The sequence below is a fragment of the Mycobacterium sp. genome (assembly GCF_965229105.1).
In the GTDB taxonomy this organism is placed as follows: domain Bacteria; phylum Actinomycetota; class Actinomycetes; order Mycobacteriales; family Mycobacteriaceae; genus Mycobacterium.
This window is the reverse complement of sequence record NZ_OZ245858.1, coordinates 5,182,593-5,198,334: the sequence shown is the minus strand read 5'-3', so window position 1 is coordinate 5,198,334 and position 15,742 is coordinate 5,182,593. Positions and strand designations below refer to the sequence as shown.

Sequence of the window (15,742 nt, the reverse complement as noted above, 5' to 3'; positions counted from 1 at the left end):
TCGAACCTCCCGTTATCCGGTACGGCGCAAGGCCGGTACCGCGAGTACCCAATATCGGTGAAACTACTGCCCGTCGTGGGCTGACATGGGGCAAATGGCCGGTTGGTTGAGTGACGAATTCATGTCGGGCCGCTACGGGGAATCGACATCGGCTTCGAACATGCGTTGGGTGCCGACAACCGACAGCAATTGCAGCGCGTTCTCCGACGGTGACCCAGGTTCAGCGGTGTAGATCACTACCCGCTGATCACGGTCGGTGATGTCCAGCACGTCACAATTCACCGATATCGGCCCGACCGCCGGATGGTGGAAGGTCTTGCACAACACGGTCTGGGCGGTCACGTCGTGGCCGTTCCAAAGCGCCGCGAATTCCGCACTGCCTGAGCGTAATTCGTTGACCAACTCACGGGTGTCGGGATCATGGGGGTATTTGGCCGCAGCGGCGCGGAGATGCAACGCACACGTTCGGGCGAACTCGTCGACGTCGGTGACGCCGTAAAGGCGTCTGCCCACGGGATGGGGGCCGAGGAAGGCGCGTCGGGCCAGATTGCGGTGCCGTGGCGACAGCGCGCTGAAATCCTCCATCAACGCGCAGGCCAGATCGTTCCAGGCGATCACTTCGTAGGTGGCAGAGACGACGATCGCTGCGGCCTGCGGCAATCGTCGGATCAGGTCGAGGATGCTCGCACGGACCTGCCGGGGTGGACCTGGCGGTCGCGACGGTTCGACACCGGCCAGGCGATGAAGATGGGCACCCTCGGCATCGGTGAGACGCAGCGCGCGGACCAGACCGACCAGCACCTCCCGGGACGGGTGCGGGGCCCTGGCCTGCTCCAATCGCGTGTAGTACTCCGTCGAGATGAACGCCAAATGGGCCACCTCGTCCCGGCGCAGCCCCGGTGTGCGGCGGCGCATCCCCACTGGCAATCCCACGTCCGCCGGGGAGATCCGCTCACGCCGGCTGCGTAGGAAAGCGCCGAGTTCTCGCTTGTCCATCCATCCATAGTGCCCGCCGCCACCTGGTTAACCAGGTATCGCCGGTACCTGGATAGCGTCGGGGTTCGCACGCAGGGTTGACGTCATGGACACCACACCCACCAGCACCGTCGGCCTCCTCGCCGACAAAGTCGCATTCGTCTCCGGCGCGGGTCGCGGGATCGGGGCCGCCGCCGCGCGTCTGTTCGCCAAGGAAGGGGCGCACGTGCTCCTCGCAGCCAGGACCGAGCAGCAACTCGCGGCGGTCACCGAACAGATCAGAGCGGCCGGTGGCGACGCCGACTATGCGATCTGTGACCTCGCCGACGGGGACAGTGTGCGCTCTGCCGTCGACCATGCCGTAAAGCGTTGGGGGCGGCTGGATATTGCGTTCAACAATGGGGCGACGATTGTGCCGCCAGGACCACTGGACCAGGTCTCCGAAGCGGATTTCGACACCGTCTACCAGGTCAATCTCAAAGGGGTATACCTGGCGATGGTCGCCGAGATCGCCGCCATCCGCGCCACCGCGCAGACGGGTGCCATCGTCAACACGTCGAGTGTGGGCAGTTTGAAGGGCAACCCTGAACTGCCGGCGTACGGCGCAATGAAGCGGGCGGTCAACAGCCTGACCGAGTCGGCGGCCGTTACCTATGGCCCGGAAGGGATTCGCGTCAATGCGATCACCCCGGGGAGCACGTTGACAGAGATGATCCGCGAGTGGGAAGCGGCCACACCTGGCGTCATCGACAGGATCACCGCGCAGACGCCGCTGGGGCGGGCGGCCGAGCCCGAGGAGATCGCCGAGGCCGCCGCGTGGTTACTGAGCGACCGTGCGTCATACGTCACCGGCGCGATCCTGCGCGTCGATGGCGGTACGTGGGTGTGACAGCCGCCTAAGCGGCGCGGAACCTGATGGCGCCCAGGTGATGTGTTCTGACGGCCTCGGCGAACTCTTCTGCGGTCGGTACACGGTCATCACGAAACTTCAACCCCATCAAGCGCTGGGCACCCTTGACCCCGTAGGACTCTGCTATCCGCCGGGACAGGTTGGCCACCGTGGCTGGATCTTCGATGAGCACGCCCTGCATGTGGGTCGTCTTACCGTCATGGAGGACCTCGGCGGGCGCGCCGCTGCGGAAGTTCAATCGCCAGGCTGCGCTGGCGATGGCAAAGAGATCGTTGTCAATCTGGTGTGCGCTCACCGGAATTGAGTATCGCTTACCGCTTTTGCGTCCCGCGAAACTCAACACCATCATGGTCTTTCGCCCGGTACCCAGCACTGGTGTGCGTAACAGCAGACGCAAGACCGGGTTGACGGTACGCAACAGCGCGGCGGGAGGATGCGACACGGTGACCGCCGGTGTGTGCTCTGTCATCCATTCACCGTAGAACCTCGTGCGTCAGTCCTGGACGGCTTTGGCCAGTGCCACGTACTTAGTGAGTGTGGCGGTGTCGGCGTCCCGGCCTCGGGTCAGCTCGCGGGTGGCCTCGTGCACCACCCGGACCACAGCCCAGGCACGGGCTCGATCCTCGTCAAGTCCGGCGGCGTCCACCAGTGTGTAGAAGCGGGCCCGGACTCCGTCGCGGATACCGCTGCTGAGTTCGTCCCAGCGATGCAGGAGCATTGGAGCCAATTCGTAGTGTGGATCACCATTGTGCGGCGTGGGAGAAATGGCCAACCAGGGCTCGCGCTCGGCGGCCAGTACATTGCCGTAGTGCAGGTTGCCGTGGAGTACGACGTCGCTGCCTGCTACGTCGGTCATCAGGTCGCGGCTGAGCGTGATCGCCTGCTCCACCAGCCGGTGTGGGATCGGCGCATTGCGCGACAGGGCCTCGAAATCCTGCGTCCATACAACCAGTTGTGCAGTGACCGAAGGTAATTGAGGCATCGCGGGGACGTGCAGGCGCTGGTATAACCCCGCCACCACCTCGCAGGCATCAATATCAGAGCGGCTGCCGAGGGATTGTGGATACGCCCGCTCAAGAAGTAGGGCGCGCCGGTACGGGTCGGCACGTAACAGCCGCACCGCTCCCGCACCACCCCATTGGCGCAGCACCAGGTGCTCGTGTTCCCCCTCCGGGCGGGGCACACCGAGCTTGAGGACCGCAAGCACCCCATCGACGGTGCGTACAGGCAGGACATCCGCCGCAGACCCGCGGATCACCGCCCCGTCCTGGCGGAGCTCCCAGCGTTGCACCATCGCGCGGATCGCATCGGGAAGCTCGGTCACCGTCGCATCGTGCCACGTGTGGGTGCACCGATTTTTCGGCCAGGGATGAATTTGCGATCGGCCATCCGTTCTGGCGGTCGAGAAGTTGTCACGTCACGATGGAAGGCCAATCATGAAGATCGTTGTAATCGGAGGCACGGGTCTGGTGGGGGCAAAAGTGGTGCACGCCTTGACCGAACAGGGTCACGACGCCGTCGCCGCAGCCCCTTCGACGGGTGTGAATGCAGTCACCGGCGCAGGCCTGTCCGAGGTGCTACGCGGCGCCGCGGTGGTAGTTGACGTGTCGAACTCGCCATCCTTTGATGACGACCCGGCCATGGAGTTCTTCACCACTTCGACCGGCAACCTGCTCGCGGCCGAAGCGCGCGCGGGCGTCGGACACCACGTTGCGCTATCGGTGGTGGGTACGGCGCAGATGGCGGGGCAGAGCGGATATTTCCGGGCGAAGTTGGCGCAAGAGAAGCTCATCGGCGCAGGTCCGGTCCCATATTCCATCGTGCACGCGACGCAGTTCTTCGAGTTCCTCAAGGCCATCGCCGACACGGCGACCGTCGAGGGCACCGTGCGGCTGACACCGGCGTACATCCAGCCGATGGCAACTGCCGATGTCGCGCGTGCGGTGGCGGGCGTGGCGGTGGGCGCACCGGTGAACGGGATCATCGAGATCGGTGGCCCGGAGAAGTTCCGGCTGCCCGACCTCATCCGCACGGCCCTGATCGCGCGTGGTGATGCCCGACCGGTGGTGGCCGACCCGGCCGCCGGCTACTGGGGCGTCGATATCGAGGAGGACACCCTGGTACCCGGCGACGGCGGCAACCTGTCCGAGATCCGGTTCGCGGACTGGATTCTCGAGACGGCCGCCAAGGCGTAATCGGAATGGACGTCTACGAGGCAGTCACCACCCGACGCGCAGTGCGCGGATTCACCGACCGGCCGGTGCCGGACGACGTGTTGGGCCGCGTGTTGGCCGCAGCGGCCTGGGCCCCGTCCGGATCCAATATCCAACCCTGGCGTACCTACGTGGTCACCGGCGCACCGCTGGCACAGCTGAAGAAGATGGTGGCCGAGCGGCTGGCGGCCGGGGACCCATTCGACCCCGGCGAGTACCAGATGTACCCGGCCGAGCTGACGTCCCCCTACCGTGAACGGCGGCATGCGTTCGCCGAGCAGCGATATGGCGCACTCGGGATTGCGCGGGGAGACCTGGAGGCGCGGCAACGCGCCGCCGTCGCGAACTGGCAGTGTTTCGGTGCGCCGGTTGCCCTGTTCTGCTACGTCGACCGGGGCATGGGCCTGCCGCAGTGGGCCGATGTCGGCATGTATCTGCAGACGGTGATGTTGCTGCTGCGCGGTGAGGGCCTGCACAGCTGCCCGCAGATGGCGTGGGCGAAGTTTCACACCTCGGTCGCCGAGGTCGTGTCCCCGCCCGACGAACTGATGCTGTTCTGCGGCATGTCGATCGGATATGAGGACGCGGCGGCCGATGTCGCCAGGACAGGCCGTGCGCCGCTCGACGAGACGGTGACGTTCGTCGAGTGACCTGATCAGGCGGTCGCCGCCGGATCTCATACCCGGGCAGACTGCTAACCTCGGCCCTGGGACTGAGATGGTGAGGCGATGTCTAAGGGTGGCCGCGAGCGGCGTCTGCGCGGGCGTGACGGCGAATGCGCGACGCTTCGCGGTCTCGTTTCCCATCTGAAAGCCGGCGGCGGCCAGGTTCTGGTACTTCGCGGTGAGGCCGGGGTGGGTAAATCGGCATTGCTCGGTTACCTGACCACCCACGCCACCGGTATCCGGTGCACAACGGTGGCCGGTGTGGAATCTGACACCGAGCTCGCCTTCGCCGGCCTGCAGCAGCTGTGTGCGCCGTTGATGGAACATGTCGGGGAACTGCCGGAACCGCAGCGCCAGGCACTGAACGTCGCTTTCGGACTGGGAGTTGGGGCCACGCCCGACCGTTTTCTCGTTGGGCTCGCGGTACTGAGTTTGATGTCCGCCGCCGCCGATACGCAACCGCTGCTGTGTGTCATCGACGACGCCCAGTGGCTCGACCAGGTGTCGCTGCAGACTCTGGGGTTCGTCGCACGGCGACTCTTGGCCGAACCACTCGCCTTGGTCTTCGCGGTGCGCGATGACGGTAACGGTGAGGTGCTCAACGGGCTGCCGGAGATGGCCATCGGTGGCCTGACCGACGGCGCCGCCCGCGAACTACTCGATTCCGTTGTGCCAGGGCGCATCGACGAGCGGGTGCGTGATCGCATCATCGCCGAGACTCGAGGTATTCCGCTTGCCCTGCTTGAGGTTCCGCATAACACCTCGACGGTCGAACTCGCCGACGGGCTGCCGAACAGTGGTGAACGCTCGACGACGAAACACCTAGAGGACGGCTTCGTTCGGCGGATCCAGGCACTGCCGGCAGCAACACAACAGTTGTTGCTCGTCGCGGCGGCCGAACCGGTCGGTGATTCCGCGCTGTTTCTGCGTGCCGCAGCACAATTGGGCATCCCGGTGGACGCGTTGGCACCTGCGGAGGCGGCCGGCGTCATCGAGTTCGGTCCGCGGATGCGCTTTCACCACCCCTTGATGCGCTCTGCCGCGTATCGCGCGGCCGATCTCACCGACCGCAGGGCCATACACCGGGCACTCGCCGATGCCACGGACCCAGAGTCGGCCCCCGACCGGCGGGCGTGGCACGCCGCCACCGCCGCGACCGGCCCCGATGATGCCATTGCCGCCGAGTTGGAAACCTCGGCGGGGCGGGCACAGAGCCGGGGTGGAGTGGCCGCCGCGGCGGTCTTCCTGGAACGCGCGACGGTGCTGACCTCGGATCCGGCCCTACGAGGCTCGCGGGCCATCGCCGCCGCCCAGGCCAAACGCCAAGCGGCCGCACCGGCTGCGGCCTACGAACTTCTTGCGCTCGCTGAACTGGGTCCGCTCTCGACGCTGCAACACGGCCAGATCGTGCGGATGCGTGCCCAGATGGAGTTTGTCCGCAGCCGCGCAGGCGAGCCCGGTGCGCCGCAGCCCGGCGACGCTGCAGCGCAGCTGCTCGGTGCCGCCCGCCAGCTCGACAACCTGGACGACGATCTGGCGCGCGAGACGTATTTCGAGGCGCTCACCGCTGCCATGTACGCGGGTCGGCTCGGCGCACCAGGCCGGTTGGAGGAGGTGGCCGTCGCGGGTCGCGCGGCGGTGCAGCGACTTCCAGAATTGGTGCGACCCATCGATTTTCTGTTGAGCGGCATGACAAGTCGGCTCATCGACGGTCCTGGGGCCGGCTCTGAGCATCTGCGGGTTGCCCTCGAACTGTGGAACCCCGACCGGCTCAACGGCGACGGCCGGCCCCTGCACTGGCCGTTCCCGATAGCGCAGGAATCCGCCGCGCATGAACTCTGGGATGATGCGATCCTGCAGCGCATCGCGACCGAGACGGTCCGGCGGGCACGGGAGACCGGTGCCCTCGCCGCGCTTCCCGCGGCCTTGGTCTATCGGGCCGGAGTTCACGTGTACACCGGCGAACTCGCCACTGCGGCAACGCTGATCGAAGAAGCCAAGGCGATTACCGCGTCCATGGGCTACTCGCCGGTGAAATACCACTCCTTGAACCTTGCGAGTTGGCGGGGTGACCCCGACGCCGTGGAAGTGATCGCGGCCGCCCAAGCGGAGGGAATCGCCAGGGGCGAGGGACGACTGGTCGGGGTCACCAGGTTTACCTCCGCGGTTCTATTCAACGGGCTCGGTCGCTACGAAGACGCCCTGGCCGCTGCGCGGGAATGTTGCGAATACGAGGATCTGGGCTTTTTCAGTTGGTGCCTCTACGAACTGATCGAAGCGGCTGCACATCTGGGTGACCAGGACACCGCCCGCTGGGCGCTAGCGCTTTTCGAGGAGCGGGCGGGTACCAGCGGGACAGATTGGGGGGCAGGTGTGGTGGCGACCTCGCGGGCGTTACTCGCCGCCAACGACCTGGCCGATGGCTTGTTCAACGATGCCATCGAGCATCTCGACCGAGCCAACGCCACGCTGCACGGAGCGCGGGCGCGCTTGTCCTACGGTGAGCGACTGCGGCGGGTCAACCGCCGATCCGATGCGCGCCGGCAGCTCACCGCCGCATACGAGAAGTTCACCGCGATGGGTGCGCAGGGTTTCGCTGAGCGGGCCAGGCGTGAGCTGGTGGCGACCGGTGAAAAGGTGCGCAAACAGCAACTCGGCTCCGGTGACGAACTGACCGCCCAGGAGGCACAGATCGCCCGGTTGGCCGCCGAGGGTCTGACGAACCAGGAGATCGGTGCGCAGCTGTTCATCAGCTCGCACACCGTCGAATGGCACTTGCGCAAGGTCTTCGTCAAGCTCGATATCACCTCGCGTCGGCAGCTGAGGACCATTTCATGGGCCAGCTAGGCCCACTACTACGGGCCTGAACTACGGGCCTGAACTACGGGCCCGACTACGGGTTCTCAAGGGTCCAGTTCACCGTCCGGGCCGCCAGTCTGATTGCAGCACGCAGGCAACCAGCAACTGGAGAAACATCATGACGATTACGTCGGTACCCGCCGAAGTAGACCCCGGCCAGGCCGCACGATTCGCGGCCGACGTGGAACCCCTTATCGAGGTCCTCACCAGGGGTGCGCGCCGACTGGCCCGCAATGACGCCGACGCAGAAGACCTGATGCAGGACACCTTGCTACACGCGTACGCGGGCTTCCACACCTTCAAGGCCGGAACCAATCTCAAGGCTTGGCTTTTCCGCATTCTCTACAACCGGTGGGTCAGCACCCACCGGACCAAACAGCGCCGGCCAGCTGAGGTTTCGGTCGACAACGTCACCGAGCGCGACCTGGCGGACAGTGCAGCGCGGTTGCCCGCGGGGATGCGCTCGGCCGAGGCCGAGGTGCTGGATGCGTTGCCGGACAGCGATGTCAAAGCCGCGTTGGCCGCCCTGCCGGACGGATTTCGGGCCGCAGTGTTTTTCGCCGACGTTCAGGGCTACACCTATGCGGAAACCGCTGCCATGTTGGGCGTTCCGCTGGGCACCGTGATGTCGCGGGTGTCGCGTGGCCGGCAGCGGTTGCGCATCGCCCTGACGCACCTCGACCACGCCGCCTGAGTGAAGGAGTACGTCATGGAATTGGCGAACCGGACAGCGTTGATCACCGGCGGAACGGCGGGTATCGGATTGGCTTGCGCCCGTCTGCTGGCCGGCGAAGGTGCGGCTGTCATCATCACCGGCAGAGACAGCGAGCGTGGAGCTGCGGCTGCTGCGGCGATCGGCGTCGGTGCCCGCTTCATCGCGGCCGATGTCTCTGACCTGGCGGCAGTGAAATCCCTTGTGCAGCAGGCGGGGGACATCGACATCCTGGTGAACAATGCCGCCTCTTTCCCCGGTGCGTTGAGCGTCGAGCAGGACATCGGATCGTTCGAGACGACGTTCGACACGAACGTCCGCGGCACCTACTTCCTGGTCGCCGCCCTGGCGCCGGGGATGGTGACGCGGGGGAGCGGCAGCATTATCAACATCACCAGCATGGTCGCGTCCAAGGGCGTCCCAGGTGCGTCGACCTACAGCGCCTCCAAGGCCGCCGTGGAATCCCTGACCCGTACCTGGGCCGCCGAGTTCGGGCCACGAGGGGTTCGGGTCAACAGCGTCGCACCAGGACCGACCAAAACCGAAGGCGTCGAGGCGGAGTGGGGTCAGACCAACGAAGAGCTCGGTCGCGCACTGCCATTGGGCCGGACCGCCGCTCCCGAGGAGATCGCCCACGCGGTGCTCTTTCTCGCCTCGCCACGGTCGAGCTTCATCACCGGTTCAACCCTGCACGCCGATGGCGGCGGAACCGCAATCTGATCATCAGTCCAGAAAGGAACGAACATGAAAACGACATATGATGCCGGGTGGGAGGCCGCACTGACGGTGGTACAGGAAGTCCAGCCACCGTTCATCCCGGCTGATGCCCACGCCATGACGGTCACCATCACCTACCCGCCAGGAAGTGCCGGCGCCCCACCGCACCGGCATCCGAGCGGACCGGCCTTCGGCTTCATGCTTGAGGGCGAGATGCTGTTCGAGTTGGAAGGTGAACCGCCGCGGGTCATCAGCGCCGGCGAAGCCTTCTGGGAGCCCGGTGGTGATGTCATCCACTATTCCGACGCTAATAATCGCACCGATATCCGCAGCAGGTTCGTCGTCACCATGCTCTGTGTTCCCGGGCAGCCGATGCTCACCCTCGTCGATGACGACGAGCTGACCGCACGCGCACACCTGCGTGTGCTGGGGCAGTGAGATCTGATGTCGCGGGTCCTGTTGCAGACGACGATCACCGAGAGCCCGGATGACTGGGATATCAGCCGCTTTTCGCTGCTGGCTGCAGAGCTGCGGGCAGCCGGCCACGAGGTGGTCGCACGCAACCGCGTGTCCGGAGGCGTTGACGATCCGGTCCTCAGCCATCTCGATACCCTGGGCTACGACCAGCTGTGGCTGATGGCGGTCGACGTCGGCGACGGCCTGACCGACGACGAAGCGGATGCCATCCTGCGGTTCCGCTCCAGCGGTGGCGGGATGCTGACCGCGCGTGATCATCAAGACCTCGGCCGGTGTCTGTGTCTGCTCGGGTCGGTGGGGTCAATCAACCAGTTCCACGACGTGAGCGTCGATCCGGCCACAATGCGCGACGACCAGGACACCCCGGGCATCTCCTGGCCCAACTACCACTCCGGGGCCAACGGTGACTACCAGCGGGTGCTGATCGACGGGCCGGCCCACGAGTTGCTCCGCACGACGCGAAGCAGCAGCGGTCGGATCGAATGGTTCCCGGCCCACCCCCATGAGGGTCTGGTGTCGGCCGAGACCCCGTTCGCCAGAGTCCTCGCCCGGGGGCAAAGCGCCACAACGGGACGGCTGTTCAATCTCGCCGTGGTGTTGGACGGCGAGCTCGCGGCGGACGGCGCAGTGATGGGCAGGGTGCTGGCGGAATCGACCTTCCATCACTTTGCCGACTACAACTGGGATCTCGACTGTGGTGCACCGTCATTCGTGACCGAGGCGCCAGGGACCCAGATCAAGGCCGACCCGACGCGCCTGGCGGCATTCAAGGACTACATCCGCAACATTGCGGTCTGGTTGCAACCAGCCTCTCAGCGTTAGTTGCCGGTGGGAATGACGGACGGACCGTGCGTCGCACCATCGACGTTCTCACCGATGGGCGCTTGGTCTTTGCCGCCCAGAAAATTGTTGCGCTCAACTCTCTATGATGGCGTGGATGGCCGACTCTGCAGATGTCACTGAGCTGGTACAGAACCGCATCTTCGAACGATTCGCCCGTGCCGGCTACGTGATGAGCGGCATCCTGCATCTGATCATCGGCTACCTGGCCATTCGGATCGCGTTCGGCAGCGGTCGCGGCGACGCCGACCCGTCGGGCGCATTGGCGGCAGTCGCGGGCCAGCCGGGCGGACGAATCGGCCTGTGGGCTGCTGCCGCGGCATTCCTGGCGATGGCACTGTGGCGGCTGGTCGAGGCCGCTCTTGGCCGTTCGACTGACCCTAAGAAGCAAGGCGCACTGGCGGAAACGTTGGATCGGTTCAAAGCCTTCGCGCTCGCGGTCGTCTATGTGGCCTTTGCCTACTCCTCCTACGGGTTCGCCCGCGGGGCGGGGGAATCGTCGGCGCGGCAGAACTCCACGATGAGCGCGCGGCTGATGCAATCCACGGCAGGCACCGCGGTGCTCATCATCGTCGGGGTGGTCATCGTCTTGGTGGGTGGCTACCACGTCTACAAGGGCGTCAGTCGCAACTTCCTCGATGATCTCAAAGGCAAGTCCAGCGATCTCGCCACCCGGCTGGGCCTGGTTGGCTACGTCGCCAAAGGCCTGACGATCGCGGTGGCCGGGCTACTGGTCATTGTCGCGGCCAGTCGTTCCGAGCCGGCCAAGGCCACGGGGTTGGACGGCGCCCTCAAGGCCCTCGGCGCCCAGCCTTACGGTGTCGCGCTTCTTGTTGCCGCCGGGGCGGGCATCATCACCTACGGTCTGTATAGCTTCGTGATGGCGCGATATACGAAGATGTGACTACCAGGAGACCGGCAGCGCGACCAATCCGTGCGACAGCGAATGAAAACCGGCGGTCAGGGTCGACGGGTCGACGTCCAACCGCATCGTCGGAAACCGCGGAATGAGCTGGGAGAAAACAATCTTCAGTTCCATCCGGGCCAAGGCAGCCCCGACGCAGTAGTGCAGGCCGTAACCGAACCCGATATGCGAGGCGCCGGTGCGATTGATATCGAGGCGGTAGGGGTCGGGGAACACCGCAGGGTCGTGGTTGGCCGATCCCGGGTCAAGAAGGACCAGATCGCCGGCGCGGATGGTGATCCCGTCAACATCGATGTCTTCGCGTGCATAGCGCGGGACACCAATACCGCCGGGCATCCCCGTCCGGATCAACTCCTCCACCGCTTTGGGAATGAGCTCGGGATCGTCGCGAAGCAGGTCCCACTGTTCGGTGTTGGTCAGGAGCAGGATGGAGTCGATCCAGATCTGCATCATCGTCGTTTCGTGTCCGGCGAACAGCAGCTGCATCGCCAGCGTCGCGATCTCCAGGTCGGCGAGGTCGGGTTCGTCGCACAGCCGGGAGATGACGTCGTCGTCGGGGTGATTCCGTTTCAGGGCAACAAGTTCCATCCCGTATCCGAGCAACGCGACCAGGCCCGCCTCCGAGGCCGCGTCGTCGGGGGAGAACGCGGCATCGTCGACCCACGCCCGGAAATTGTCCCGATCGGCGTAGGGCACCCCGAGTAGATCGCAGATCACCAGCACCGGCAGGGGTTGGGCCAAGGCAGTGAGCAGATCGGCCGGCGGACCCAACTGTTGCATATCGTCGAGCAACGCCGCGCACTGCTGCTCGACCTTGGGTTGCAGGGTGCGCATGTGTTTGGGGGAGAAGTGTGGTTGAAGCAGCTTCCGCATCCGGCTGTGGTCGGCCTGCTCGGTCTCGAAATCTCCGATCGGGCCGCCAAACAGTGCCGACGTCCTGCTGCGCGGCGCGTTGGCTGGATCGCGGTGCGAGCGGCCGAGTAGTTCGGCATCCATCAACCGGCGCACCTCGGGGTAGCCGGTGACCAGCCAGGCTTCGTCACCGACCTGGGTCAGAATCCGGTGGATCGCCCCTTGTGACTGCAGGGCGCACAGTTCCGGCGGGGGCGCCAGCGGATGATCCTGGCGAAACGGCAGCTGAACTGACGCGGTCACAGACGTCAGGCTAGGCCCAGCACGGCCAGCAGATGAACACTTTCGTCGAACTGTCCACGATATTGATAGTGCCCTAACTATTAGCGTACGATGTAAAGATGTCTACTACGGCCGCTCGGATGGCCACGCAGATCGACCCGCTCGCCTTGGAGCGGCAGGTGTGTTTCGCGCTGGCCGTCACCAACCGGGCAGTTCTGGCGGTCTATCGGCCGCTCCTGGAACCGCTCGGGCTGACTCATCCGCAGTATCTGGTGATGTTGGCGCTCTGGGATCACCAGAAGTCGGAGCCGGGCGCCCCTGCCCTGTCGGTCAAGCAGATAGCCGCAGCGCTGCAACTGGATTCGGCGACCTTATCGCCCATGCTCAAACGGCTTGAGGCACTCGGGCTGATCACCCGCACCCGCAGCGCCGTCGATGAGCGGGCCACCGATGTCGGGCTGACTGCCGCCGGAGTAGCTCTGCGGGCCCGTGCTCTGGAGATCCCGCCGGCCGTGGTCGCGCGTCTCGGCGTGGAGATGGCCGAACTCGAACAACTCCATCACGTGCTCACCCGGATCAACGTGGCCGCACTGGCCGCCGGCGCCCTCGATACCTAGAACCATCCCTGTTTAGGAGTCCACCATGGTCACTTCCCGCCCGGCCCATTCAAAGCCCACCCCGTTGCAGTACGTCGCCTACTCGTACGGGCGCAGGCTGCCCGATTCGATGCGTGACTGGGTTGCCCATGATCTGGCCGGTGAAGGTGCGGTGCGCCGGCAGATGGTCCGGATGGCGATTCCGCCGCTGCTGGTGCTCGGGCCGTTGTGGTTGTTACCGGCCTCGCTCTATGTGCATCTGGAGATGACAGCCCCGATCTACATCTGGGCCCTGCTGATCACGCTGGCGCTGAACAAGGTCTGGCGTCGGCACCGGTTGGCGCAGCACGATCTCGACCCCAACCTGGTCGATGTGATCAGGCGTCACAAGGATGCGGCGCTGCATCAGGCCTATATCGAGCATTACGGTCCACGTCCGGCATCGGCCGATGCGCAGGCGAACAGCAGTCCTTTCTGAGCGTCTAAGCGCTACTTTCGAGGCAGGCCCAGAATCATCTGGGCAATGACGGTGAGTTGAATTTCGGCAGTCCCGCCGCCGATCAGCTCCGAGGGCTGATGGAAGTACGGGACGAGGACCTCAGGGTCGGAATCCTCGGTCAGTGCGTACCGCCCGGCATGGGCCAGCATCGCTGTGGAGGCCCGACGAAGCAGCATTGACATGGCTACCTTGGCGATACTCGAGGCTGCTCCCGGTTTCCCTCCCTCCACCAGTCGCAGTGTCTCGCGGGTAACCAAAGCCTTGAGTGCGCTTGTGTAGGACTGGATTTCGCCGAGTGAGCGGATGACCGCGTCCCGATCCGGCCCGTCGTCCGCCGCGACATGGCGCAACGCCGCGGTACGGTCGATCGAGACGTAATTGCCGATGGCAGTGCGCTCGACCGCCATCGCTCCCACCGCCAGGCCCCAGCCGTCGCCCGGTTGGCCGACCAACATGGTGTCGGGGACGAACACGTCGGTGAGGGCGACCTCGCAGAATTTACTGGCACCGTTGGCCTGCCTGATGGGTGAGATGTCGACACCCTCAGATTCCATATCGACCAGGAAGTAGCTCAGGCCCCGGTGTTTGGGGGCGTCCGGGTCGGTGCGGGCCAACAGGGCGCCGAAGTGCGCACCGTCGGCCATCGAGGTCCAGATCTTGCGGCCGTTGACCACCCAGCCGCCATCGACTTTGGTGGCCCTGGTGGTCAACGACGCGAGATCGGAGCCTGCGCCCGGTTCGCTGTAGAGCTGGCACCACTGCAACACACCCCGCAGGGTGGGCCAGACGAATTGGTCGCGCTGCGCATCGGTGCCGGCGTCGATGATGGTCGGCGCCATCCATTCCGCGATACCGAGATTCGGCCGAAGTAGCGCGGGCCGTTTCTCGAATTCTTCGACGATGATCACCTGATGTAATGCGTTGGCGCCCAGGCCCCATGGCGGCGGCAACTGGGGGGCAACCAGACCCGCTTCGGCCAGCAGATCGCGGCGCGGTCCGATATCGAAATCAGCACGCTGATCCTGGCGCGACGGACCGGCGTTCTCGAGGGCCAGCGCACGGTCCAGAATGCGGACAATCTCGGCCCGGAAATCCGATTCCACATCACCGAGATTCAGCACCTGTGAACGCTGTGTGGTCAGGGCGAATTCGCCGGCTTCACGACTCCACCGCGTCACCGGAGCCAGCGCGGCCGCCAAGCTGGTGGCCCGCCGCCAGTACAGCTGCAGGTCGTGTTCCCAGGTGTAGCCGATGGCACCGAACATCAACAGCGCGTCCAGTGCCAGGTCGGGGCTGGGGGCCACCGCCACCAAGGCCGCGGCGCTGGCCGCGATCCGGTGCTGATCGTTGGACTCGTCCGCGGCCCGCACCGCATCCCACGCCGCGGCCTCGGCCAATTCGGTGTTGACCAGAAGCGTTGCCGCCTTGTGCTGTAATGCCTGGAACGTCCCGATCGGCTTGCCGAACTGCTCGCGAGTGCGGAGGTAATCCGTTGCGGCGCTCAGGCACCAGCGCACCGTGCCTGCCGCCGCGCAGGCCGCCAGCGACACCACCAGGCAGCGGGCACGTTCGGTGTCGATCCCGGACAGCACTGCGGTCGGAGCCAGGGAGATATCGGTCAGCTCCAGCACCCCGATGTCGGTGCAGAGGTCGGTTCCGTTGTGCGGGTCCGCTTTCAGGCCCATCGCCTCGGTATCGAGCAGGAACCACAGTTGCGTACCGTCGCCGGTCGTCGCGGGCAGGAGAACCCTTTGCGCAGAACAGATCCCGAGGGTCAGCCCTGTCGACCCGGTGAGCCGCCAACCGTCGTCGTCACCGGTGGCGCTGATATCGGTGTGCTCGGGCAGCACCACGACGGCGGTCGCGCCGGCAGTGAGGTCTTTCAGGAAGGTGTCCTTGGCTTCCCCATCGCTGTCGGCGGATAACGCGATGGCACTTGCGGTCATGGTGGCCAACCATGGCCCCGGGAGCAATGCGGTGGCCGCGGCTTCGACAACGCAGGCCATATCCATCAGGGTGCCGCCCTGCCCGCCGAGGTCTTCCGGTACATGCACCGCATGAAAGCCGTGCTCGACGAATTCGGGCCACCAGGAGGGCAGCTCGCCGGCCGCGATGGCCTCGAACTGCGCACGGGTCGCCTCGATGGGGGCGTACCTGGCGGCGAATCGACTTACCGCGTCGGCCAGATGTTGCTGTTCTTCAGTGGTTGCCAATGGCATG

The 15,742-nt window shown here is 65.5% G+C and carries 16 protein-coding genes; 11 read left to right on the top strand and 5 right to left on the bottom strand.

Annotated features, from left to right (window positions below; genetic code table 11):
- Window positions 1–132: 132 nt before the first annotated feature.
- Complete coding sequence (locus tag ADBZ9O_RS24365; protein ID WP_526525559.1) at window positions 133–996, bottom strand: helix-turn-helix domain-containing protein; 864 nt, start codon at window positions 994–996, stop codon at window positions 133–135.
- Window positions 997–1,081: 85 nt separating this feature from the next.
- On the opposite strand from ADBZ9O_RS24365, the gene ADBZ9O_RS24360 reads away from it, so the two are divergent.
- The gene (locus ADBZ9O_RS24360) at window positions 1,082–1,864 is read left to right on the top strand and encodes an SDR family NAD(P)-dependent oxidoreductase (RefSeq protein WP_526525557.1); all 783 of its coding nucleotides are present in this window, start codon (window positions 1,082–1,084) and stop codon (window positions 1,862–1,864) included.
- Window positions 1,865–1,871: 7 nt separating this feature from the next.
- Here ADBZ9O_RS24360 and ADBZ9O_RS24355 read toward each other — a convergent pair whose 3' ends face one another.
- Window positions 1,872–2,354, bottom strand: coding sequence for a hypothetical protein (locus ADBZ9O_RS24355; protein WP_526525555.1), 483 nt, complete (start codon window positions 2,352–2,354; stop codon window positions 1,872–1,874).
- Between the two features lie 24 nt (window positions 2,355–2,378).
- A complete protein-coding gene (locus ADBZ9O_RS24350; RefSeq protein WP_526525554.1) occupies window positions 2,379–3,209 on the bottom strand; it encodes an aminoglycoside phosphotransferase family protein in 831 nt (276 codons plus the stop codon).
- Window positions 3,210–3,321: 112 nt separating this feature from the next.
- On the opposite strand from ADBZ9O_RS24350, the gene ADBZ9O_RS24345 reads away from it, so the two are divergent.
- From ADBZ9O_RS24345 to ADBZ9O_RS24310, 8 genes are all read left to right on the top strand, one after another.
- The gene (locus ADBZ9O_RS24345; RefSeq protein ID WP_526525552.1) at window positions 3,322–4,080 is read left to right on the top strand and encodes an SDR family oxidoreductase; all 759 of its coding nucleotides are present in this window, start codon (window positions 3,322–3,324) and stop codon (window positions 4,078–4,080) included.
- Window positions 4,081–4,085: 5 nt separating this feature from the next.
- Entirely contained in the window at window positions 4,086–4,748 is a 663-nt protein-coding gene (locus ADBZ9O_RS24340; RefSeq protein ID WP_526525550.1) for a nitroreductase, read from the top strand.
- A gap of 78 nt (window positions 4,749–4,826) precedes the next feature.
- Window positions 4,827–7,610, top strand: coding sequence for a helix-turn-helix transcriptional regulator (locus tag ADBZ9O_RS24335; protein WP_526525548.1), 2,784 nt, complete (start codon window positions 4,827–4,829; stop codon window positions 7,608–7,610).
- A 130-nt stretch (window positions 7,611–7,740) separates the two neighbouring features.
- Window positions 7,741–8,316 (top strand): sigma-70 family RNA polymerase sigma factor, encoded by a 576-nt coding sequence (locus ADBZ9O_RS24330; RefSeq protein WP_526525547.1) that lies wholly within the window; start codon window positions 7,741–7,743, stop codon window positions 8,314–8,316.
- Between the two features lie 15 nt (window positions 8,317–8,331).
- A complete protein-coding gene (locus tag ADBZ9O_RS24325) occupies window positions 8,332–9,054 on the top strand; it encodes an SDR family NAD(P)-dependent oxidoreductase (protein ID WP_526525546.1) in 723 nt (240 codons plus the stop codon).
- A 24-nt stretch (window positions 9,055–9,078) separates the two neighbouring features.
- Complete coding sequence (locus ADBZ9O_RS24320) at window positions 9,079–9,489, top strand: cupin domain-containing protein (protein ID WP_526525544.1); 411 nt, start codon at window positions 9,079–9,081, stop codon at window positions 9,487–9,489.
- A gap of 6 nt (window positions 9,490–9,495) precedes the next feature.
- Window positions 9,496–10,350: a hypothetical protein gene (locus ADBZ9O_RS24315; protein WP_526525542.1), complete on the top strand. Its 855-nt coding sequence runs from the start codon at window positions 9,496–9,498 to the stop codon at window positions 10,348–10,350.
- A 115-nt stretch (window positions 10,351–10,465) separates the two neighbouring features.
- On the top strand, window positions 10,466–11,272 hold the full coding sequence (locus ADBZ9O_RS24310) for a DUF1206 domain-containing protein (RefSeq protein ID WP_526525540.1): 807 nt from the start codon (window positions 10,466–10,468) through the stop codon (window positions 11,270–11,272).
- Here the strand turns inward: ADBZ9O_RS24310 and ADBZ9O_RS24305 are convergent, their stop codons facing one another.
- Complete coding sequence (locus ADBZ9O_RS24305; RefSeq protein ID WP_526533450.1) at window positions 11,273–12,406, bottom strand: cytochrome P450; 1,134 nt, start codon at window positions 12,404–12,406, stop codon at window positions 11,273–11,275.
- Between the two features lie 140 nt (window positions 12,407–12,546).
- Here ADBZ9O_RS24305 and ADBZ9O_RS24300 point away from each other — a divergent pair, with 140 nt between their 5' ends.
- Together ADBZ9O_RS24300 and ADBZ9O_RS24295 are read left to right on the top strand one after the other, a co-directional pair.
- On the top strand, window positions 12,547–13,044 hold the full coding sequence (locus ADBZ9O_RS24300) for a MarR family winged helix-turn-helix transcriptional regulator (protein ID WP_526525539.1): 498 nt from the start codon (window positions 12,547–12,549) through the stop codon (window positions 13,042–13,044).
- A gap of 25 nt (window positions 13,045–13,069) precedes the next feature.
- Window positions 13,070–13,501, top strand: a complete 432-nt coding sequence (locus ADBZ9O_RS24295; RefSeq protein WP_526525537.1) for a DUF5313 family protein — start codon at window positions 13,070–13,072, stop codon at window positions 13,499–13,501.
- Window positions 13,502–13,512: 11 nt separating this feature from the next.
- On the opposite strand, the gene ADBZ9O_RS24290 is transcribed toward ADBZ9O_RS24295, so the two are convergent.
- The gene (locus ADBZ9O_RS24290) at window positions 13,513–15,741 is read right to left on the bottom strand and encodes an acyl-CoA dehydrogenase family protein (RefSeq protein ID WP_526525536.1); all 2,229 of its coding nucleotides are present in this window, start codon (window positions 15,739–15,741) and stop codon (window positions 13,513–13,515) included.
- Between the last annotated feature and the right edge of the window lies 1 nt (window position 15,742).